15 protein-coding genes are annotated in these 23,313 nt (G+C 38.8%); 2 read left to right on the top strand and 13 right to left on the bottom strand.

The window, feature by feature from the left end; translation table 11 throughout:
• Positions 1-4: 4 nt before the first annotated feature.
• The 4 genes from HQN83_RS21205 to HQN83_RS21190 all read right to left on the bottom strand — a co-directional run bounded on the left by HQN83_RS21205 (position 5) and on the right by HQN83_RS21190 (position 7,905).
• Positions 5-2,014: a beta-L-arabinofuranosidase domain-containing protein gene (locus tag HQN83_RS21205; RefSeq protein WP_173093124.1), complete on the bottom strand. Its 2,010-nt coding sequence runs from the start codon at positions 2,012-2,014 to the stop codon at positions 5-7.
• A gap of 6 nt (positions 2,015-2,020) precedes the next feature.
• Positions 2,021-4,468, bottom strand: coding sequence for a glutaminase family protein (locus HQN83_RS21200; RefSeq protein ID WP_173093122.1), 2,448 nt, complete (start codon positions 4,466-4,468; stop codon positions 2,021-2,023).
• A gap of 372 nt (positions 4,469-4,840) precedes the next feature.
• On the bottom strand, positions 4,841-6,934 hold the full coding sequence (locus HQN83_RS21195) for a CehA/McbA family metallohydrolase domain-containing protein (protein ID WP_173093120.1): 2,094 nt from the start codon (positions 6,932-6,934) through the stop codon (positions 4,841-4,843).
• A 95-nt stretch (positions 6,935-7,029) separates the two neighbouring features.
• Entirely contained in the window at positions 7,030-7,905 is an 876-nt protein-coding gene (locus HQN83_RS21190) for a LysR substrate-binding domain-containing protein (RefSeq protein WP_173093118.1), read from the bottom strand.
• Positions 7,906-8,004: 99 nt separating this feature from the next.
• Between HQN83_RS21190 and HQN83_RS21185 the strand changes: the two genes are divergently transcribed.
• Positions 8,005-9,243: an MFS transporter gene (locus HQN83_RS21185; protein ID WP_173093116.1), complete on the top strand. Its 1,239-nt coding sequence runs from the start codon at positions 8,005-8,007 to the stop codon at positions 9,241-9,243.
• 215 nt (positions 9,244-9,458) lie between these two features.
• Here HQN83_RS21185 and HQN83_RS21180 read toward each other — a convergent pair whose 3' ends face one another.
• From HQN83_RS21180 to HQN83_RS21140, 9 genes are all read right to left on the bottom strand, one after another.
• Positions 9,459-10,424: a hypothetical protein gene (locus tag HQN83_RS21180; protein WP_173093114.1), complete on the bottom strand. Its 966-nt coding sequence runs from the start codon at positions 10,422-10,424 to the stop codon at positions 9,459-9,461.
• A 2-nt stretch (positions 10,425-10,426) separates the two neighbouring features.
• A complete protein-coding gene (locus tag HQN83_RS21175) occupies positions 10,427-11,863 on the bottom strand; it encodes an MBOAT family O-acyltransferase (RefSeq protein ID WP_173093112.1) in 1,437 nt (478 codons plus the stop codon).
• Positions 11,864-12,004: 141 nt separating this feature from the next.
• Positions 12,005-13,441 carry an amino acid permease gene (locus HQN83_RS21170; RefSeq protein ID WP_173093110.1) on the bottom strand — a complete coding sequence of 479 codons (1,437 nt, stop codon included), beginning with the start codon at positions 13,439-13,441 and terminating at the stop codon, positions 12,005-12,007.
• Between the two features lie 157 nt (positions 13,442-13,598).
• Complete coding sequence (locus HQN83_RS21165; RefSeq protein ID WP_173093108.1) at positions 13,599-15,812, bottom strand: outer membrane protein assembly factor BamB family protein; 2,214 nt, start codon at positions 15,810-15,812, stop codon at positions 13,599-13,601.
• Between the two features lie 91 nt (positions 15,813-15,903).
• On the bottom strand, positions 15,904-16,629 hold the full coding sequence (locus tag HQN83_RS21160; RefSeq protein ID WP_173093106.1) for a hypothetical protein: 726 nt from the start codon (positions 16,627-16,629) through the stop codon (positions 15,904-15,906).
• Positions 16,630-16,632: 3 nt separating this feature from the next.
• Complete coding sequence (locus HQN83_RS21155) at positions 16,633-17,010, bottom strand: GntR family transcriptional regulator (RefSeq protein ID WP_173093104.1); 378 nt, start codon at positions 17,008-17,010, stop codon at positions 16,633-16,635.
• Between the two features lies 1 nt (position 17,011).
• Positions 17,012-17,791 (bottom strand): hypothetical protein, encoded by a 780-nt coding sequence (locus HQN83_RS21150; protein ID WP_173093102.1) that lies wholly within the window; start codon positions 17,789-17,791, stop codon positions 17,012-17,014.
• A gap of 8 nt (positions 17,792-17,799) precedes the next feature.
• Positions 17,800-18,630, bottom strand: a complete 831-nt coding sequence (locus HQN83_RS21145) for an ABC transporter ATP-binding protein (protein ID WP_173093100.1) — start codon at positions 18,628-18,630, stop codon at positions 17,800-17,802.
• A 136-nt stretch (positions 18,631-18,766) separates the two neighbouring features.
• Positions 18,767-20,428, bottom strand: a complete 1,662-nt coding sequence (locus tag HQN83_RS21140; RefSeq protein ID WP_173093098.1) for a glycoside hydrolase family protein — start codon at positions 20,426-20,428, stop codon at positions 18,767-18,769.
• A 218-nt stretch (positions 20,429-20,646) separates the two neighbouring features.
• Between HQN83_RS21140 and HQN83_RS21135 the strand changes: the two genes are divergently transcribed.
• Positions 20,647-23,169, top strand: coding sequence for a beta-L-arabinofuranosidase domain-containing protein (locus HQN83_RS21135; protein ID WP_173093096.1), 2,523 nt, complete (start codon positions 20,647-20,649; stop codon positions 23,167-23,169).
• Positions 23,170-23,313: the final 144 nt, after the last annotated feature.

Below are 23,313 nucleotides of genomic sequence, written 5' to 3'. Positions count from 1 at the left end.
CACGTTACTTTCTCTGAAGTAATGGAAACTGAGAAATACGCAAACTAGTACAACCATAAGGAACCAGCGTAATTTCTTCTTCTGCCGATGTTTCCAAGCCATAAACAAAACTGAAAGGAAGTGGCCCCGTCATTTCATTATACAACTGCCATGAAGGAATTCTTCTGCCCTTTGTTTTAATAGAAATTGGCGAATTTTGAAGGTTCCATGGATAGTTAGAAACAGCTCCTGTTTTCTCCACTTTATATTGCTCTTCAAGCTTGTTATCAGGAGTTTCAATTAATCCGTAATTCCATGGAGAAGATGATCTGATTTCATCATAATAATTCCCATACTCTATTGGATCTTTCTCATTCTTAACCCTGGTTACCTCTTCCTTCATTTTTAAAGCATAGGTAATTGGGCCACGCTCTACAGATACCGAATTTTCGTACCATCTGTTTTTAAAGATGTGCATTGGTAATTCCAGTTCAACTACATCACCCGACTTCCATTCACGTTCTATTTTAACGATCTGGTTACCGTTTGCTTCTTTAAAAATCTGTCCGTTAACTTTTACAGACCCTTTCTTACACCATTCAGGTATACGAAGGTGAAAAGGAAAAGAAACCGTTTTTACTTTTTTAGAGGTGCTAAGAGTAAACTTGATACTTTCTTCGAAAGGATAGTTTGTTTCCTCTTTAAAGTTAACTTCAACTCCGTTTGCAACCGTAGTTTTCACCTCACTTGGAGAATATACTAAAGCAGCAACACCTTTATCTGCTGTCTGATACCAAAGGTTTTGAGCAAACTTAGGCCATCCCTGATGCATATTTGAAGTACAGCATGGATAACCGGACAATAAACCATAGCACACATCTGTACCAGAATGCTCCTGATCAAAATTACGTGTATGTCTGGTTGCCATTACCTGATTTGCCTGTTGATAGTACTGACGATCCATAAAGTCATCCGAAACCTGTGCCGGCAAAGCATTAAACGCGATCTTTTCAAGTTGATCAGCATAATTAAGCTTACCGGTAATTTCTAACATACTTTCCAGAGAAAACATCATTTCTACCGCACTGCAAAGTTCCGATCCTTGTGTCGGATTGTTTCCATGCAAAGCCTCGTCGCCACCATACAAACCATGGGCAACCCCATTTTGCTTACGTAAATCACTAAAACCTTTATCAGTAGCTTCCAGATACTTATTCTCGCGATGATGCTGATAATAGATAATTGGCGCTTTCATCCCCTGAGCCAGATTAACACAATGGATACTCCCTAATGTGGATAACATATCTGTATTTAAAAAGGCATTGGTATAATCGAAAGTCTGTTTATGAATTAACTCTCCAAGGTCAAGCAGAAACTTATCACCGGTAATATCATACAGCCAATATACTACCTGAAGGTTGTCACCTCCACGGTAACGGGCCCAAAACGACCAATGATCTAATGGCTTTGATGGCAATTCCTTTAATTGATACTTAAAATAATTAGTCATCATTGTGATCACTCTTTTATCGCCAGTGGCAGAGTAATATTGTTTAAGCACTTTTAGCATTACCATTTTTGGCCACCAATCACGACTATTGTCGCGCTGCATACCACGCTCATAACTATAGTCCTTGGTAGGGCCAAAATATCCATCAGGCTGCTGACTTTTAATTGCCCACTCTACCCAAGGCTTTGTTTTAGCAATAAGCGCTTTATCATCCAAAAGATAAGCAAGAGGCAAAAGACCATCAATCCAATACGGGCCTCGCTCCCACTGATCTCCATCACCACCAAGCCATCCGTTTCTCTCGTTCATTACAATTGGATAAAGCTTATCCAGATTGCCTGTTGCGCCATTCTTCTGACGGACTAGCATCTCTCTTAACCACCCCTGTGGTTTAATTGCCCCTAAGGGCAATTCTTTATATGGATTTTGATTGGTATTTACTTGTGCATTTGTATGTAACGCCAACCCTGTTAACAAGGTTATACCGCTTATACATAGTGTTGAAAACAAATGATTGATACGCATATCGGCTTATTTACTATGTAATTTATCATCCAATAATTTGATAGCATAGCCACCAACAACACTACGTGCCTGGAAACCTACCTGCTTACCATCTGTAGTTTCATGCCAGTCACTTAATGGCACTCTGCTTGTCGACTCTAAAGAGAACTTATGGATTGGTTTAATGAACTTCTCAAAATCAGCCTGGTTATCCGTTAAAGTTGCAGTCCACATAATCCAGTCAGATTTAGTGTAAGTTTTACGACTATCTAGTGGCAAGCCATACGCGTTTTGTTTTTTCAGATAAAAGTCGATCTCTTTTTTATAAACCTCTTTAGGGAAAATACCAAGATCCAAAACCTTATCCCATACCAGGTTGTACTTTTGGCTCCAGGTATTCTTTAAATCAAACGTTAAAGCATAGTGATCTCCTGCGTCTGCCATCGCCATCCATTTTTTCGCCATTTCTTTAGCCATTGGAGTATACTTTGCAGCTTCTTCTTTATCTCCCAATTGCGCCGCAAGCATTCCGTAACCACCTAAAGCTACAATCGCTTTTACAGATAAGTTGGTATTACGAGCAAGGTGACCAGCAAAATCGTCAGTACATAACTGATTTGCAGGATCAAATCCATCTTTGCTTAAGTAGTCGGCCCAGATAGCAAGTGTTTTCCAATGTTTTTTAGCATACTCTGCATTACCTTCAGCCTTAGCAATTGCGGCAGTAAGGATAATCATGTTACCAGCTTCTTCGACCGGCATATCTTCACCATAAGTTTGTCCGTTAGCTAATGGGTAGGTACCCAAATCATGTGAAGGGAAAGGTTTTTTCCATTTTCCGCTTTCGCTGTAATAGAAAATACCATTTAACATCCCTTTTAATAAATCAGGATTGTACACTAAAAACAATGGTGCAGATGGGTAAGTTACATCCACAGTATTGATAGAACCGTTACTAAAATTCTCTTTAGAAAGGAATAAGATATCACCTTGTGGACTTTCTACTAATTTATGTGCAGAGATAGCCTGACGATAAGAAATATCCGAAAGATCTGCATACTCTTTACCCCCTGCTTTTAGGTTTGCAGCATAATATTGTTTATTAAACGCTTCGCATTTTTGTAATACAGCCGCATATTCATTGTTTGCTAATGTAAGTTGTTTATCTATTGTCTGGTTATTTTTACGATTCCACCAAGGCTTTAAGTTTTCTCCAAAGTATTGAACAGATTCGATGTCATCATAACCAACCAATACTGTTTTTTCAGTTGCAGTAGCGCCAACATTAAAAGGTAATACTGTAGCCAATGTTAAGCTTTTACCCTGTGCCGAAGAAGAACCAGGTTTTCCGTTTACGAAAGATGAAACGGCATTTGCTGATGAAGTAACATACTGCTTACCGTTGTTTTGAGGAACAGCAACATACATATAACCCCAGTCAATGCGGACATCATCACCTCTTTTTTTCAATACCGGTTGTTCAGTTGTACCTGCTTTAAGTACAGAAAGTGATCCGTTTTTGTAACTCGATGCCTGAACTTCCTGAGCAGAATTGTTAGTAGCAATGTCAGTTGACGCACCAAAATAAACCTGTGCATTGTGCTTTTGACCATCATTCGCTTTAAGCTTAAATGACACGTAAGAAACAGGTCTTGCTAACAAATCAAGATTATCCATAAGCAATGGCGATGTAAAAGCAACCTCCATATCTACTTTACCGGCACTAAACTTATAAATAGTTTGTGTTGCATTTATAGTAACACTATTTTGTTTAGCGGTAAGTACAGATTTTAATTCCGCTGCAGGTTTTTCGTAAGCCAAACCAACATCTAACCATTGACCGCCAGCTGTATTTTTAATGTGCGCAGCGATAACATTCTTTCCTTTTTTCAATACGCCTTTTATCTTCTCATCAATTGGGATATAAACATACTTACCGGTCCAGCAGTTACAGTTGTAAACTTTAACCCCGTTTATAAACAAGTCGATGTTATCATCATGATTGATTCTTAAGTTTAAGCCTTTAAGGTCAATTTGATCAAGGTTAAACTCACGACGCATCCAAAGGTTATCGCTTTTCCATTGAGTTTTGGCATCACCATCACCAAACGGTGCGTTTCCGATTTTCCAATCTGCATCGTTGTAAGCAGCTTTCTCCCAACCTGCAGCAGGTGCAGATTCAGTATATTTTGCGGTGTAGCTTTTATCTTCAGCAGTAGGAACTAAGGTTTCGAAGCTTTTTTCAGGTTTCCCTAAAAAACTGTAAACCTTACCATCAACTTTAACTAAGCCAGATAAAGCATGGTTAGTGCCTGTCCAGTGTTTTGTTGGCGATGCATTAAGGTTGTCAGAAAACGACCAGATACTGAAATAAGGATCGTGTGTAATAAGTGGATAGGCAGGCGCTTTACGTTGCTGAGCAGAAGCGCTAAGCATAGTAGCAGCCAGGCCTAAAGAAAGAAATAAACGTTTCATGTTTGTTTGTGTTGTTATTTGGTTAATTGTGGTTTTGGTTAACGGTTTCTTGGTTAACGGTTTTTTCGTCTATAGTGCTTTTGGTTAAAAGAGGTAGTGCGTTAGACGTTCTGTAAATCCGTTCGTCATCCTGAATTTATTTCAGGACCTCTCACATGGTATTCAAACCTTGCTAGTGCGAGGTCCTGAAATAAATTCAGGATGACGAACGCACAGTAACAAAATAATGCTGTGCTAACCACCTTTCTTAAACAGTAATCAAATATGAAAAAATAAGATAACTGAGGCTTGAATATGCGTGTCAACTTTTCTGCAATTTGTCTCAATATAAATATGATGAGCTACCAAACTATTATCGATAGCCCAACAACCCTACTTCTCAATATAAAAAGATTGACTAAAAGCCCCGTTTGCTGCTATATCCCAGGCTTCTACCCTTGCCCATATTCTATTGCTCAGCTTAGTTTTAAATTGCAACAGCTGAGCCCCAAACGCTTGCGTTTTTGTAAGGTCTATCTTTTCTCTGTATACCTTATTGCCATCACCCGATATGATCTCTACAAAATTCATTGGAAAAGTCCAGTTTAGTTTAAGTTTAACATTTGCAAAACCCGATTTATCAAGTGCAATTGTCTCCCCAGAACGCTTACCATTTATAGAGAGTTCCGGCATTAAAACCTCTCCTGTGCTTGCAAAAAACTTACCCTTTTGCATTACATCCAACACGGGTTGCCAGCCCTTATTAAACTGAGGTAATGAATCCATCATTAAGTAGTTCACATTTAAATGCGCATACATCTCATTTTCCGGTGTTATGGTAAAAAGATCAGCCTCAGTAATCACAGTCTTTTTCAAATCCCAGTTATTCATATCATCCATCAAATCCAGAACGCGTTTGCCAAGTCTTGGCTCAGATAAATCAGCCGGCATTGCCTTCCAGGCTGCTCCCATAAAATGAGGAGATTTAAAAAACGCCTCCTCTTTATACACATCAGGTGCATTAACTGATCCCTTTGTGCGTGCATGAGCTGTCCAGGCTAATCCTTTCTCCTCTTCAAGCAGTTTCAGCATATCATCTTTATCACCAATGTGATAAATCTTACCGTACTGTGGATGGTTTTCAGTATAAGGAACATCCTTTTTGCGCGACATGATCCAATAAACGGGCTTAGGGAAAAGCGCCAACCAATGACCACCAAAAAACTCATTGGGCTCTTCGCCAGGTAGCAAAAGAAGCTTATTATCAGAAAGGCGTTTACATTGCTCAAAAAGCGCATGCAATTCCTTTAGCCTTGTTTCATCCGGTCCTTTTGGATGTGCAGTGTAATGAAACTCTGCAAGATGCACTATATCTATCCCTGTTTTCTTAAACACCTTTACAAAATCAGGCACCTCCGGAATTGGTTTATTTGCGAACACAACACTCATAATAAACTCATTATGAAAATGACTCGACATCGTTTTATACCCCGGCAGCTTAACATAGCTATCGTTATGTGTAAACTTCTTTACTTCGGTAAAAGCGGCACCTTCATTCTCAGCACTAAGCAGACAAAAGAAATTTAAACGTTGCTTACTCTCAGGAGGTGCATTAAACCAGGGAACAAACCTTCTATCGCCCTCCAAATCCTGACGAATCCCAATACCATACCCATTTGTCATTTTTCTATAGTTGCTTCCAAACCAGGTAAATTTCAAATTAAAAGCTTCATCCAACGGATAGAAATATTGATGAGGTGCCGGAAATATTGCCAACACCCCCTCTTTTCCTTTGGCGGCTATAGTTCTGTATTTTACGGCTATATTTTTTGAACTATCGGAGTCAATTGCAGCTACCGTTTTTAAACTGTCTCCCGTATTTATCCATGATATATTTTTCCAACTGGCTGATCTGTTTATTAAACCTGCATCATACACAATTGCTGTCGAATCTATTTTAGTTGATATAACCGCAGCGATATTAAACAGCGGACTACCATTGTAAAAAGTTATCTCAAGATTCCCAGAAAAACGATCGGCCTTTAAAGATGAAATGGTAACAACCGTTCTACTGCCTACCGTTTTTACAGCCACTGCAGATTTTTCCAATTCTACATTATAGGTCTTGTATTTCTTTTGAGGAACCTTATCAAAGAATATGTTCCAACCATTTTGCGATATCAAATCCCTTTTGCCAATAGTAAGCAGAAAAGCAGGGTCAAGATCTGTTGAAATCAACTTCGCTTTTTTAGCAGCCCCCATCAAAAGTCGACTAAACAATGGCTTCCCCTTTTCCATATTAAGGTCAACCTGTCCGTAATTATTATTTCCGGCAGGCCAGGTTATTTTCAGGATGCTTTGGCTATAGGTTGCTGTTACTCCCGATTTGCGATCAAACTTCTGAGTGTTTACCTGAGAAACCTGAGCTGAAGCAAAGTTTGCATTGCACAAATAAACGAGCACAACTACTATTAATCGTTTACACATATTCTTAATTTATAAATGGTTATAAACAAAGAAAGGCAATATGAATTTGATTAAACAGAGAATACGTCTCAATATTTCGACAATGCGTATCAAAATTACCAGAGTATCTTACTCAGCTCTTCTATAAACAGATTGGCGGCTTTCTTTTGATAAATACCCTTTTGACGTAATATAAACGCCCTTTTGTAACGTTCCTTTCCTGCAATTGGAATGGCAATAAGGCTATCCCAACTAATAATTGCCTTCTCATTTAAGATCGTAACCCACGATGTACTCTCTACCAAAGTCAACAAAGAGTTCACCTCATTCATTTCTATCTTAATCTTCGGAGTGATCTTCCGTTTACCGAACAGCTCGTTTACATAGTCTCTTGAACTAAAACCTTTACCCGGTAAAATAAGCTCCAAAGCACCAAGCTCAGCTACCGATATCTTTTTTAAAGATGCCAACGGATGCTTGCGCGAAACCACCATCACAATTTTAGAAGAAAACAAAGGTTGCATTTCCAAACCCTGATTATCAGATTCCTCATGAAAGGAAAGAATGATATCGAGCTCTGCAGCTTTAAGTTTAATCTCCAACGACTCCGGCGTACCATATTCCAGAAATATTTTAATCCCAGGATACTTTGACGAAAACGGAGCCAATGCTGGCAATACCATAGAGCTAAAAGCATAAGTAACACCAATCTTAAGTTCGCCGATTGCCAGATTATTCAATTCAGATATCGCTGCTTTTGATTTTTGCACATCCAGTAATATTTGTCTGGCATGAATCAGAAAAACACCTCCGGCCTCTGTAAGTCGAACATGCTTGCCTACCCTGTCAAACAATAACATCCCCAGTTCCTCTTCCAATTGCTTTATCTGTTGAGATAAGGTCGACTGGGTTACAAACGATTCAGCCGCAGCTTCAGTAAAATGAAGATGTTCAGCTGCTTTTACAAAATAGTTGAGTTGCCTTAGTTCCATAATCAATCGTTAAAACTAATCAATATCATTAAAACAATCAATTTTACAACTCAATAAGTTATTCCGAAATTTGTAATGTCTTCAAAGACATCTACTACCATGAATATATTTAGATCATTAAAATACCGCAATTTCAAACTTTTCTTTTATGGCCAAAGTATCTCGCTAATAGGAACATGGATGCAAAAAACTGCGGTAAGCTGGTTAGTTTACCGACTAACAGGTTCAGCACTTTTACTCGGCTTAGTAGCTTTTGCCAGCCTAATCCCCTCACTAATTTTATCACCATACGCCGGAAGTTTAATTGACAGACACAACCGTTATAAAATCCTTGTCATTACCCAGGTTATTTCCATGATGCAGGCAGGAGCCCTTGCCGCAATTATCTTTTTCAAATTTTACAACATCCCTGCAATCATCTTCCTAAGTCTGGTGCAAGGGATTATCAACGCATTTGATGTCACCTGCCGACAATCGTTAATGGTAGAAATGGTTGACCAAAAAGAAGACCTTCCCAATGCAATCGCGCTAAACTCTACTATGGCAAACCTTGCACGTATTGTTGGGCCGGCAATTGCAGGAGTAATCTTAAGCACCTTTGGCGAAGACTTCTGTTTCATCGGAAACTTCTTAAGCTACATACCCGTCCTTGTCTGTTTATTCTTAATGAAACTAAACCTTGGTGTTGTCGAGAGATCAGAAAAAAGCATCTGGCTTGAACTGGAAGAAGGATTTAAGTACGTATCAGGTGACAGAGAACTGAGTAGTATGATCCTAATGATAGGAATTAGCAGTCTGTTTGTAATCCCGTTTAATACCTTAATGCCCATTTTCGCTAAAGACCTCTTTCATGGCGATGCAGGAACCTTTAGCTGGTTTGAAAGTGCTGCCGGCCTCGGTTCAGTTATCAGCGCCATGTATTTAGCCAATTTAAGATCCGCAAAACCACTCAAAAGTATCATCATAATTGCCAGTACCATATTCGGAGTTAGTTTAATTTTATTGGCCTATTCAGGCATATTATCATTGGCTCTTGTGTTCATGGCCTTTGGTGGCGTAGGTATGATGGCACAAACATCAGCCATTAATACCTACATTCAAACACATACCATTCCCGAAATGAGGGCCAGAGCCATTAGCTACTACATTATGGCTTACCAGGGTATGATCCCTATTGGTAGCTTGCTTATCGGGTGGACAGCACAAGCTTTCGGCCCACGACTAGCCGTTTGTTTGGCAGGTGTAATTGGACTCTGTGCTACCGCAATGTTTGTTGTTTACCAATCTAAACGCTCTGGTCGCCAGCTTTCCTTTCAAACACTAATGCATTTAAGATAATTAACACTGCTAACCCAATAAAGTGTATAAGGGATTTCACACAATATCATCGTATTGTCATACCTAAAAAAATCGAGGGGGTCTATTAAACTATTTTGCCTTTTCTTCGTTTATATATACGAGAGCGTTAATTTAGATGGCGGGGTTAAGTCTTAGGATTTAACTCCGCTTTTCTTTTTAGTGCTTAGCATACCTTCTAGTACAAAAAAACATCCTCAAAGAGCAGCTTGTTCTTGCTCAATACGACTAAGTTCATTACGAACTACCTGGGCTTTATTCTGTTTAAGAAGCAAACCATCATTTAGCAATTGATTAAAGAATATCGAGAATTTCCTTGAGCCTTTATTATTTAAGTGAGAAGGATCTCTAAACTCGTCCATTTTAGCAGGGTAATCATTAAAATCAAGGTATTCAAGATCTTTATTTTCCTCACCTAGATAGCCAATTAATGTTTCAGGACTAAACTGCTTCCCATTGGTAAAATGGAGTGGACTTCTTATCAAATACACCTTAATATTATTATCTCTAAATAGATCCAAAAGCCGTAGCAATTGCCCTTTATGAAATGAAGAAACATTTTTGAGATGATACTTCTGATTTACTGAAATCTTGTTCATCGTACTATCCATAACACTACTCCCATCAAAGAAATAACCACCATAGAAACTTCTAAGCGCAGCACTATCTAAAAGTGCCACATTTCTAAGCTGCCTAAAAAAAATCTGACCAAAATATACTGCCAATAAATCGCCCGGGTTTTTCTCCAGCAAAACTTTATAATTGTAAGGGTGCATTGCATAAGAGTATTTAATATGATTGTTTTGCATTGAACCTTTCCCCCAAGTCCAGGCGTCCCTTTTATGCCCTATATCCTCCATGTTGTACTCTAAAAACACGCCATCTATATGCTTGTTAGCCTTTATCAACTGTTCTGCTTTTAAATAAGTATAAAAATAGCTTTCGCCAACACTCGAAAAATTATAAACATTACTAATCAAACTGTCGTTAAATGCCAATGCCGGCCTCGAATTGCCAATAATGATATAAGTTTTATCTACCGGAAGAGAATGAATTACTCCGTTTTTCTTCTGAATAAGAAAGGCAGTTACATAGGTTGATGCTGTTAACAACAACACGGTTGCCATAACAAAAACAAGGGTCTGTAAAAGAAACTTTTTCATAGTTAAAACTGAAAATAAATAAACTCATGTTGGCTACCACTAAAAAACAAGATCACCCAAACATTAGCAAAATAGAAAGACCACCGAACAGGTCTGGCCCATTTAAATCCAAAATTCTGTAACGCATACTGATCTTCCCGGCCAAGCCATTCAATAACCAGAAATACTGTAACTAAAAATAATGTTGTATATGGCAATATTGATGGTACTGTAAACAAGGATTTAGAAAATATTCCCGACAAATAATCCAACGCAGCTCCAACACTCTTCGATCTAAAAAATATCCATGCAATAACCGTAAGCCCAAAGGTCATGCAAATTAAAGCCAGTTCCTTAAGCGTGGGCAATAGTCTACCTTTAGCAACTATTTCCAGGTTATTTCTATTGGTTTTTACTAAAACCGAAGGTAATATGTACACGGCATTCAGCAATCCCCAAATAATAAATGTCCAGTTTGCGCCATGCCAAAAACCACTTACTATAAATATGATGAATACATTCCTTACCTTTTTCCATGTACTGCCTTTACTGCCACCCAAAGGGATATATAGATAATCTTTAAACCAGGAAGAAAGTGAAATATGCCACCTCCGCCAAAATTCAGCAATATCTCTTGAGAAATAAGGGAAAGCAAAATTTCTAAGCAGTTCTATTCCAAAAAGACGCGCTGTTCCTAAAGCAATATCAGAATATCCGGAGAAGTCGCCATAAATTTGAAATGCAAAAAGAACCGCCCCCAATGCGAGTGTACTTCCAGACTGTTCGCCTGAATGATTGAAAATCTGATTAACCACTTCGGCACAACTATCTGCAATCACTATCTTTTTAAATAAACCCCATAAAATCTGTCGCAATCCATCTATAGCCTTTGCGTAATTAAACTCTCTCTTTTTAATGATCTGAGGTAAAAGATGCGTAGCCCTTTCTATTGGCCCTGCAACCAGTAAAGGAAAGAAACTCACAAAAACAGAATAATTGATAAAATCACGTTCCGGTTTAATCCTATCCTTATAAATATCTATCACATATGATAAACCATGAAAAGTATAAAAAGAAATACCTACAGGCAGAATTACTTTTAGAGTCCACATGTCCATCTTCAGCCCCATGCCTCCCATCATTTCTGCAAAAGATGCCGCAAAAAAATTAAAGTATTTAAACGCACTCAGAAAACCCAGATTAATACCTATGCTTAACCACAGCCAAAACTTTTTTGCTCCGCGAGTTTTAGCCGCTTCAATTTTAATTCCACTAAAGTAATCTAGTAGTATTGAGAAGATCAGGAGAAACAAGAACCTATAGTCCCAGCAAGCATAGAAAAAATAGCTCGATACCAATAGTAGTATGTTCTGAAGCCTTAAATTACCTCTAGCTACAAACCAATATAAAATAAAAACAACAGGTAGAAATATTGCGAAGGTGAAAGAGTTAAATAGCATAGCGTATATAGATTATACACTAAGTTAATTATACCCACAAACTCAACTGATACACATTATCTATTAAAAATACCCAATTTAAAGGCTTGTTGTGTATTAAATATCACACAATGTGTGCAACGTGTGTATAATCGTGTTGTTTTAAATCTGTTTTTCTTTCTTCCTCTTAACCAATAAGTAGCAAACATAGAGCAGTATTATCCAACCCGGAATCAATTCTACCGACATCTTCATCCCTGTTATCCACATAATCACCAAAATACCTATCAGAAACACGAGGCAGATGTAATTAGACAACGGATAAATAAACGAGGGAAACTTAGTTTTAACCTGATCCGCGTCTTTACTCCTTCTAAATTTCAAATGCGTAATACTAATCATCAACCAATTGATAATGAGTGATGATACTACCAACGACATCAAAATCTCCAGAGCCTTCTCGGGCATTAACTTGTTAACTATGATACAAATTGCAGCGAATAAGCTCGAAATTAAAATCGCATTTATAGGTACTGAGTTTTTATTCAGCTTCGATAAAAAAGAAGGTGCATTTCCTTGTTCAGCCAATCCAAACAACATCCTGCTATTGCTGTAAACACAACTGTTATAAACAGATAAAGCAGCTGTTAATACAATCACGTTAAGTACATTAGCAATGATGCTTGTAAAATAAATAGTCTTACCTAACAACGTGAACTGAAAACCTTTTAAACTCTCAAATACCATTACAAAAGGACTGCTATCAGTAGTAATGCTTTTCCACGGCGACAATGAAAACAAGATCACAAGTGCTCCTACATAGAAAATCAGGATACGGTAAATCACCTGATTGGTAGCCTTTGGAATCGTTTTTTCAGGTTGCTCTGCTTCTGCTGCCGTTATCCCAATTAACTCCAATCCACCAAACGAAAACATAATTAACGCAATAGCGGCAAATAATCCTTGAAACCCACCTTTACCATCTTCACTAAACAAGCCCTTTGCAAAAAAGCCCCCATCATTCCATAGGTTTTGTACGCTGGCCTGCTCACCACCGCTTCCGCTAACCAGTAAATAAACACCAAAAATGATCATGGCTATAATAGCTACCACCTTTATTATAGAAAACCAAAACTCTACCTCTCCATACACCTTAACCGAGGTTAGGTTTAAAGCATTAATGACTATAAAAAAGAATAAGCTCGATGACCACAGCGGTATTTCCGGCCACCAAAAGTGCACATAAATTCCAATGGCAGTTAACTCCGACATACTTACCAGGATATACAGCACCCAGTAATTCCAACCCGAAGCAAAACCTGCAAAAGAGCCCCAGTATTTATAAGCAAAGTGACTAAAGCTACCCGAAACAGGTTCTTCAACCACCATCTCGCCTAACTGGCGCATAATAAAAAAGGCAATAATACCGGCCAATGCATAGCCTAAAATTACTGAGGGTCCGGCCAATACTGCTGCCGGCCCAATGCCTAAAAATAATCCTGTTCCTATGGCTCCGCCAAGGGCGATTAACTGAATATGTCTGTTTTGCAAACCTCTTTTGAGCTTTTGCTCTTCAGGTTTTTCGCTAACTTGTTTCAATATTTATGGTATTTATTCAATTACAATGTGAGGATCACTCAAATACAATATGAGTATCACTCAAAATCTCAACAAAAGTGGGAACTTATATTGATTTGAACGATTAAAAAAGCAAATAGTTCAATCACATTATTCTAATCCATAGATTTAAGCCATACTAAAGAGAAAACGCGACGTAAGCATCACTTGATTTACCACCCCATTTAGATCCACCACAGGCGATAACAACATACTGCTTTCCATCAACGGAATATACAGCCGGCGTTGCTACACCAGGTGCAGGCAAATCGGTTTCGAAAAGTATTTTACCTGTTTTTTTATCGATAGCCCTGAATTTACCGTCAGCTGTTGCACCGATAAATATCAATCCGCCCGCAGTAACCACAGGCCCACCATAATTCTCGCGACCAGTAGTAGGTATGCCTTTCTTTTTCAGCTCCTCAAATTCGCCAAAAGGAACCTTCCACTCATACTTTCCGGTATTCAGGTTGATGGCATTTAAAGTACCCCAAGGCGGACTAATTGCCGGATACCCCTCTTTAGTCAAGAACTTATTATATCCCGTAGAACCATAAGAAGGTTTAGGTGCTTTTGCAGTTTTAGTATCTGATGGCCCTGTATATGGCTTCGCCTGTTCCGATTTAAGATCAAGAATAAAAGATGCAATTGCGTTTTTTTCTTCTTTGCTGAGGTGGTTAAACCCAGGCATCATTCGTCTTCCAGTGGATAGTAACTCCGTGAACTGAGTAAGGTTATATTTCTTATCTACACCAACAATTGATGGATAATCTCCCGCGCCTAAACGTTCTGGGCCATGGCAAACCATACAATGCTTGTTGTATAGCCCAGCTCCGGCCTCCAAATTTGTTTGTGCAGTAGTTTTTGCAGGCTCATTTTCTACAAGGTTTAATACCCAGGCCATTTCATTGGCATTTACATATAGGATATTAGATTCAGGATCAAAGGCTGGCCCACCCCATTCGCCTCCCCCATCGTATCCCGGAAAAATGATGGTTCCTTCTTTAGTTGGTGGTGTATAAATCCCCTGCGAACGATAGCTTTTAAAGCGCTTTTTAATGTCCTGCTGAGATGAATCGCTCACCAAAGTATTCAGGTCGTTTTCTGTTAATATTTGTCTTGCAAAAGGCTTAGGCAACACCGGGAATGGCTGTGTTGGCCAAAGTTTCTCGCCTATAATTGGAGTATTGGTAGCCACTTTCTTTTCTACAATAGGGAAAAGCGGTTTACCTGTAGCGCGTTCGAAAACAAAAATGAGTCCTGTTTTAGTGGTTTGCGCTACCGCATCAATCTTTTTCCCCTTCCGGGTTATGGTAGTAAGAATTGGTGGACTGGAAATGTCCATATCCCATACATCGTGGTGTACAGTTTGAAAATGCCATTTTAATTTTCCGGTAGCTGCATCAATAGCCAATACGCAATTGGCATAAAGACCTTTTCCTAAGCGGTCGCCCCCATAAAAATCATTGCTCGGATTACCTGTTCCGGCAAACAAAATGCCTCTTTTTTCATCAAGACTAAAGCCCGACCAGCTGTTGGTTGATCCCATTCTTTTGTAGGCAGTTTTATCTTCCCAGGTTTCGTAACCGGGTTCGCCGGGCATTGGAATGGTATGAAACACCCATTTTTGCTTTCCTCTTTTTACATCAAATGCGCGGATGTAACCGGGCGTTTCTTCGCCCACATAACCGCTTAAAAAGAACAGGTTTTTATAAATCATTACCGGAGAGGTTGGCGCAATAAAAATCTTGCTCTCTTCGCGGCCTAAGCCTTTTCTTAAGTCTACCCCGCCGTCTTTACCAAAACTGGAGATTAACTTGCCGGTGTTGGCATTTATGGCAAAGGCAATGGGGCCTACTGTGTAAATGATGCGTTTATCTGATCCTTCCTGCCAATAGGCTACTCCCCTGTTCATGTTTACACTGTTGCGGTGCCAGGTTTTATTTACAGTAGAATCGGCCGGATCGAAATGCCATTTTTCTTTACCCGTTGTAGCATCAACCGCAAACAGCTTTAGCTTTGGCGATACGCCGTACATTACCTTATCAACTATGATGGGATTACACTGAATTGAACCGAATTTTGTGTTGTCGTTATTTTCTGAATGGTATACCCAAGCCATCTTTAACTGGCTTACATTACCGGTATTGATCTGTTTAAGCTTTGAGTACTTAATATTTTCGCGGCTACCCCCGGTAACTTTCCAATCTTTGTATTTACCTGTTGTATCGGCATAATTGGTTACAAAGGAATTTACAGAAGTACTTACTGATCCTATTTTATCGCTTTTATAAGCCAATAATACTCCTGAAATGGCCAGCATACCTAATATATGCTTTTTACTAATTGTCATACTGAAAATATTTTCTGTTAATTTATTAAATTATCAGAAAATATGATCAAATGATTTCCGGATTCAGGTAATATTCTTATTTCATAAAAACTTAGTCGACTTTAATAGCTTGTAACGCTTTACCGTTTAAAGAAACCGTTGCCTGATCTGAAATGGTATAATGTGTTTTGGTGATATTTGGGTCCATTAAATCAAGACTACCTGAGCCGGGAATATCAAAAGCAGCCGTATTGATTTGATTTGCCGATGAGAGTACCAAACTGGTATTGCCTTGTTCCTTATTACCAATCAGTGCATTTAGTTTGTCTACTTTCAATTTATCTAAAAATGTTCTGGTGTATTTTCCCAGATCAAGTTGCATAGAATCTTGCTGGAAACCTGAAATATTAATGCTACCGGATGTGTTTGCTCTTTTTTCTTCTTCTTTATCCTTATGGTAAGCGCGACTGGTTAGCTTAACCGTATTTGGCATAATTAAAATCAACTCATTGTCCCATATCTGAAAACCGTTGTCTTTTGCTTCTTTAGTCAGGTCAATTTTTATGGTGTTCCCGTTCTTTGTCCACACCAAATTTCCTTTAAGTCTGTCTCTTAGCCATAGCCCTGCAGTTTTACCCTGCTGGATGCGGATGGTAATTCTATTGGCCGACAGTAGTTCTACTTCGTTAACATCTTTAACCTCGTTAAACGTTAAACCATAATACGGATTTTTATAATCCCCCTTTAAAAAGGATGCCTTAAGGCTAAAATTGTAGGCTGTAAGGCCAATAAATGTGGCAACCACTGCTGCTATTATAAACATTGTGCTGGTTTTCATAATTTATTTAGTTTGGTAGTTTTGTGCTTTAAAAATCTCAAATCGCTCTGCAATATCTTCTACGCTAATGCCTAGCAGATACATGCTTTTAAATAACTCCGGAAGTTCCTGCCCCAGAAAACGCTCTTTGCTGTAGTTTTTTACTTTCAATACCGCATCTGGCGCGATAAAAAAACCTATCCCCCGCTTGTTGGCAATCACCTCTTTACTTTGCAAAAACTCGTATGCTCTTACCACGGTAAGGGGGTTAACTTGCAGATCGGCGGCCAATTCACGTACTGAGGGCAGTTTTTGCTCGGGCAACCATTTCTCCAACATGATATTTTCAGTTACATAACCTGCAATCTGCATGTATATCGCTTCATTCTCTCTAAATTCCATCTTACACTTCTTTTTCTTTTAGTCTGAAATAGGTACTTATCCAAAGGATAACCGAAATCAGAATGGCTATTGTTGCTGCAATAATATAACTTGTTTTGGTGGGCTCAATATATATATTCTCTTTATTGATGATAAGACCGACCATGTTAAAGGGGATACCATCATTAACCTCTTCTTGAAATATGGAATGGAGTAAAACCGGATTAAGCAAACACAACACCGTGATAAAAACCAAAAAGCAGAATACCGTTTTTATAAAATGAAGCTTCTGAAAAAATACAGCTCCAAAAAAACAGATGGAATGTAAAATAGCGAAGACTAAAAATGATACCCAGACCTTTCTATCGGAAGAAAATACATTGATAAGCTCCATTTTTTCTTGAGCGTTTGCATTCGAAATCGTGATTATCAGGTAATCGATAGCATAAAAACAGCCTAAAAAGACCAGCTGAAATATCACATAAGAGTAAATCCAGGCCACAAGATATTTTTCGAAATGAGAAGCGGGCAGTGCTAAGGTAGATATGGATTTCTTTCTGTCGCCCAGATCGGTAAAGATCAGGCTGGTAAAAATAGTACCCGAAAAAAACAGAAAATTCACAAACATAGCCGCCTGTACAACAGCCCCCATATGCCCCTTGGTACTATAACTTATAAAACCAAGAATTAATATTAATACCCCAATTAATACACCGGTTGATATTAAATATGTTTTATACTGTTCGGCGGTGTGTTTTTTGAACAGGTTAAGAAAGCGGGTAAGGTTGAAAGTTTCGTTCATGATAGCGGTTATTTTAAAGACTCAATTACAGCAGTGTGATCATCAATTATCGCATTAAAGAGTAGCTCCATATCAACCTTATTGTTCTGTTGTTGATTGTTGATGCTAATGGTATTGTTACCAATGGAGTTTTGCGCTTTATACAATATGCCCTCCTTATTGGCATTACTTGAGTTACTGAAAAGTAAGCGGTCGCCAATATCATCTAGGCTCTTATTCAGTACAATTTCTTTTCTATGGAGGACAAGTAAGGTATCTATCAAACTATCGAGATCTCTTACCTGATGGGTAGATATAATCATACAGCGCTCATCGGTAAGTGAAGATGCCATGATTCTTCGGAACTGAACTTTTGAAGGAATATCGAGCCCGTTTGTAGGCTCATCCATTATCAGTAATGAGGTATTGGTGGCCAAACCAAAGGTGATCATTACCTTTTTCTGCTGACCAAAGGACAGCTGATTTAAATTAACATCGGGACTAACATCAAACTCGGCCAGTACTTTATAGAATTGTGCATGATCAAATTTTGGATAAAAGTGAGAGGTACGACGAACGAACCCATTGGCCGAAAGTGAAGGCAACTCCATCTCCTCCGGTATAAAAAATAATTCCTGTAAAAAAGAAGGCAGTCGCTTGGCCGCATTAAGGCCATTTACTTTGCAAGTACCCTCAGTTGGGAATACCAGCCCTGCAATATTTTTAAGTAAAGTTGATTTGCCTGCTCCGTTTTTCCCCAACAGGCCGTAGATATGGCCGGTCTCCAGATTAAGGTTCAGATTCCAAAACAGCAGTGCTTTTTTTCTGTATCCGAAACTAAGGTTTGTTAATTCGATCATAGTATTGTGAGTGAAGTAGTACTGTAATACATATGTAGTACAGTACAAATGTAAATATAGTATTTACATTTCCAAATTAATTCACAAACTATTTGAAATTAGTGGCTTAAAAGCCACTGGAAGACACTTCTAGAAACTATTTAAATGGGATTGCTTTAAACTCGAACAGCGAAACTTTTGTGTTATTGGTGCTTACTGTTACAGAAAACGCATACTCTTTTCCTTTTTCAAAGGTATGATCAGTAAGTAAACTAACATCAGTTTTACCGTACGGCTGCAATACCGGAACCCCTACACTGCCTAAACTTTTTTGCTCATTACCAATAAGGCAAGTAACTGTTAAAGAACTTTGTTTTGATGCAACCTGACCAAAGTTCTCTACTGGTATTTTTAAAGCCGTTTTGTTATTAGCAGCACTGAATATTGGTTTGCGTGCCGAAAGAATTGCCTCATTGTAGTTTAACCATGGTACGCGAGTGTATCCATAAAGTAATTTACCTGAAGAATACTTGCCGATTAGTTTTGGTGCAAATTCGTCTTTTGTTATTCCATTACCCTTCGCATCAAAGTTTACTATTAAATCCTTATTTGATTTCTCAACACTTAGAACCTTACTGCCTCTACCAAAATTAACTTCCGATGATGCTCCGAAACGCAAGGATTTAATGTCGATATCTGTTTGCGGGTTAAATCCATTTTCTGCTGTAATTTTAACCCGGATCACCTTGGTTTTTGCAGTTGGCAGCTCCTTATTAAGCATGGTTAATAAAACTCCCGGGTTCAATGGAACACTTATATTTTTTGAACTGTGGCGATCATTTGGTCCATCATCCGCTTTTGACGTATCAATTACGGCAAAGTTCGCCTGAATCGCTCTTCCGAACTTATCTTGAAAGATTTTAATCCTTTCAAATTTATACCAGTCTTCCACTCGTCCGTCTTCATGTACTGCAACACCCGGTGTGTAAGCCTCTCCGGGATCGGTAACCCAGTTTATGCCATCCTTTGAACGTTGGTAAAAGGCAATTCTACCAAGCCAATCGTTAACGATTAGATGATATTGAATGTTGTCGCGCCAGACAACAGGATCTTCGAATTCGCCCTTTACATTCGGATACACCCTCCTGTCGGTAATTTGATTGTAAGATGAAATACCTGTTTTGCTGATCCATGCTCCTCCACCTCTGCACACCATCAAATAAGAACCATCTTCCCTTTGGGCAAAGGTTAAATTAGATAATCCTTCTATGATTGGACGATCTCTGTTTTCAAAATCAAACTTCTTTAACTCCCATGGGCCATTTAAACTATTCGAAATATAGTAGCCATCAATAATATAAATTACATATCGGCCATCTTTAAGGCGAAACCCTTCGGGATTATGTCCGTGACCTATGGTATCTTTGATAACAAATGGACCAATTGAATTATTGCTTACTGTATGGTAAACAATAGAATTAGGCCACTCTGCATGACCTTTTGGAGAACTTTCGAGCCAACCACATACGTAAAGGTGATACAACTTATCATCTCCTAGAAGGATCTTTCCTCCCCAATAAGACCTTATTCTATCTTCAATACCATTATCTACATACCTTGGCAATACATTTTTAGCACCCCAGGTATCGCTACTTAACTTTCCTTCTGGCATAGGTAATATACGATCTTTAAAGCGTGCTCCCTCTACCAGCTGTTTCCACTCTTCGGGACGAGGCCTTTCGGTGATTTGAGCGATAAGGTTATAGGGTGCAAAAAAGAAAGCGCAAAGGGCAAGCTTAATAAATAGGTACTTTTTCATTTCAAGAGATATGCTAAATTCAACAACAAATAAAGCGCATTCTGAGATGCACTTTATTTGTTTCTTATCCATTCATTAAGTGATATTAACATTCGTAGATAATCCTCGACCATTTGTTTCAAAAATTCTTCAGATTGTATCAATTTATCAATAAGAGCTGAAACAGTTATTATTTTATAATAAACTTGTTCTTTAAACACACAAAGCCATTTATAAATATGAACGTTAAGAAATTAATAATCTTAGCATTTGCTTCGATTCCCTCATTGCTCTTTGCCCAAAATAGTCCCGGTAAAGCATATGTGTATAACCGCGCACCACTAACTGCGGACACCTATATTCAGCTTCCCCTTGGTAGTATAAAAGCGAAAGGCTGGTTATTGAAACAACTGGAATTGCAAAAAGATGGGGCAACCGGTCATGCTGAGGAGCTTTATCCGGAAGCTTCTAACCTTGGTGCTGAATCTGATTGGTTAGGTGGCAATGGCGAGGGTTGGGAACGCGTTCCTTATTATGTAAAAGGACTTATTGTGCTGGCTTATACATTGGATAATCCTGATTTGAAGGCAAAATCTCTGAAGTGGATAAACTGGACATTAGATCATCAGCAGGCAAATGGAGCATTTGGCCCTGCAAAAATGAACGATTGGTGGCCAAGAATGCCAATGATGTATGCTATACAAAGCTATTATGAGGCTACCGGTGATGAGCGCGTACTTGGTTTTTTTACTAAATATTTTAAGTATCAGCTAGAAAATCTGGATAAAAAACCATTAACTGAATGGAGCAAATCGAGAACTGGCGACAATATAGAATTGGTGTTGTGGTTGTACAACAGAACGGGTGAAAAATCTCTTTTAACCTTAGCAGAAAAGTTAAAATCGCAAGCTTATCCTTGGGCTGATATCTACACGAAGAATCAGTTTTATCATTATGGTGATGATTTTCACACCAAACATAGTGTGAGTGTTGGTCAGGCGCTTAAACTTCCGGCAATCTACTCTCAACTTAACAATACTCCGTTTTACAGGGATGCCACCGAAAAAGGAATTGGTAATTTAATGAGAGACCATGGACAGTCATCGGGCATTGCTTCGGGTACTGAGTTTTTGGCTGGCAGAAGTTCATTTCAGGGTACTGAAACGTGTACTGTTGTTGAATGGATGCAAAGTTTGGAAACCACAGCAAGAATAATTCATGATGCTGAAATTGGGGATAGACTAGAGAAAATTGCGTTTAACACACTCCCGGCACAGTTTAGCAGAGACATTAAATCTCATTTATATTATACGCAGCCAAACCAGATTGTATGTAAACATGGTAACTCCGGTTTCGACGAGGATTATGATGGTGGCTTACTGTTGAGTCCGTACTCGGGTATGGGATGTTGCAGGTACAACATGCACATGGGATGGCCTTATTTTGTGAAAAATAGCTGGGTTGCAACTCCTGATAAAGGTTTGGCCGTAATTGCTTATGCACCGGTTGAAGTGAATGCTTTTGTAGCTGACTCGGTTCCCGTTAAACTAAATGTGGCAACTAATTATCCGTTTGAAGAAGCCATCAGAATTAAAATAGGTTTATCAAAAACTGCCGCTTTTCCTTTAAAACTAAGGATACCGGAATGGTGTAAAAACCCGCAAATAGTTGTTAATGGGAAATCATTATCAGGTGTTAAAACTGGTCAGGTTTATACCATCAATAGAACATGGAACACCAATGATGAGGTTGTGCTTAATTTCCCAATGGAGGTAAAAGTATCAGATCAGGTGAATAAGTCGGTAACTGTAGAGCGTGGACCGCTGGTTTATGGCTTGCAAATGGACGCGAAATACAGCATCCGCAAAAAGCATCCTGTAGAAGGCTTTTTTGACTATGAGGTATCGTCGGCTTCTCCATGGAATTATGGATTGGTGATAGATCGCAATGACCTTGCGAAATCTATAAAAGTGCAAAATGCCGCGATGCCTGAGAATCCTTTTATACAAGCGACTACACCTGTTAAGTTAAAGGTTTCTGCTAAAAAAATACCTTCGTGGACTTTGGCTTATAATAAAATGCATGCTTTTGAAGTACCAAGAAGCCCGGTAGCATCAACAGAACAAACGGAAGAAATAACCCTTACTCCTTTTGGAAGTGAGAACATCAGGGTAAGTAATTTCCCCGTAATTGGTACTTCTGAAAGTGCAGGTAAGTTGTTTAAAGAGAACTTTGACAATGCGACTGTTAAAGACTGGTTATTGTATGGAGGCAGCTGGTTCATTAAAGACGGAGCAATCCATGCTGCATCTAACAAAGGTTCGTGGGGTTATGGAATACATGGCTCAAAGGCTATGGCAAGCAGTACTATGTTTAAGGATTTGAGTTATGAGGCTACAGTGCAGTTAAACTCGAAAGGTAATGCAGGATTGGTTTTTAGAGTTAGTGATGCGGTTATGGGTGCAGATCTGTACAAAGGTTATTATTTAGGAATTGATGCCGAAACCGGGGTGATACAATTGGGTAAATCATCCGATCAGAAATGGGTAGCACTCGCATCTCAGCAGGAGAAATTAGAGATTGGGAAATCGTATAAGGTTAAAATAGAAGCCAAAGGCAGCGAAATTAAAGTATACTTTAATGGGTCGGCTAAGCCGTTGTTTGCGGTAACAGATACGGAATATACAAGTGGCATGATTGGCGTTAGGGCCTATGATTCGCTAGCAAGCATTGACAATTTGACGGTTAAGGAATTGAAGTAGTAAAGAACGTTATTCTGTTAGTACAACTCGTCATTCTGCTAGTACAACTCGTCATTCTGCTAGTACAACTCGTCATTCTGAATTTATTTCAGAACCCCTCTTAAGCAGGTGTAAGAATAGCATGTGAGAGGTTCTGAAATAAAT

Source organism: Pedobacter foliorum (assembly GCF_013266735.1).
Lineage (GTDB): Bacteria > Bacteroidota > Bacteroidia > Sphingobacteriales > Sphingobacteriaceae > Pedobacter > Pedobacter foliorum.
This window is presented reverse-complemented; position numbering and strand designations above follow the sequence as displayed.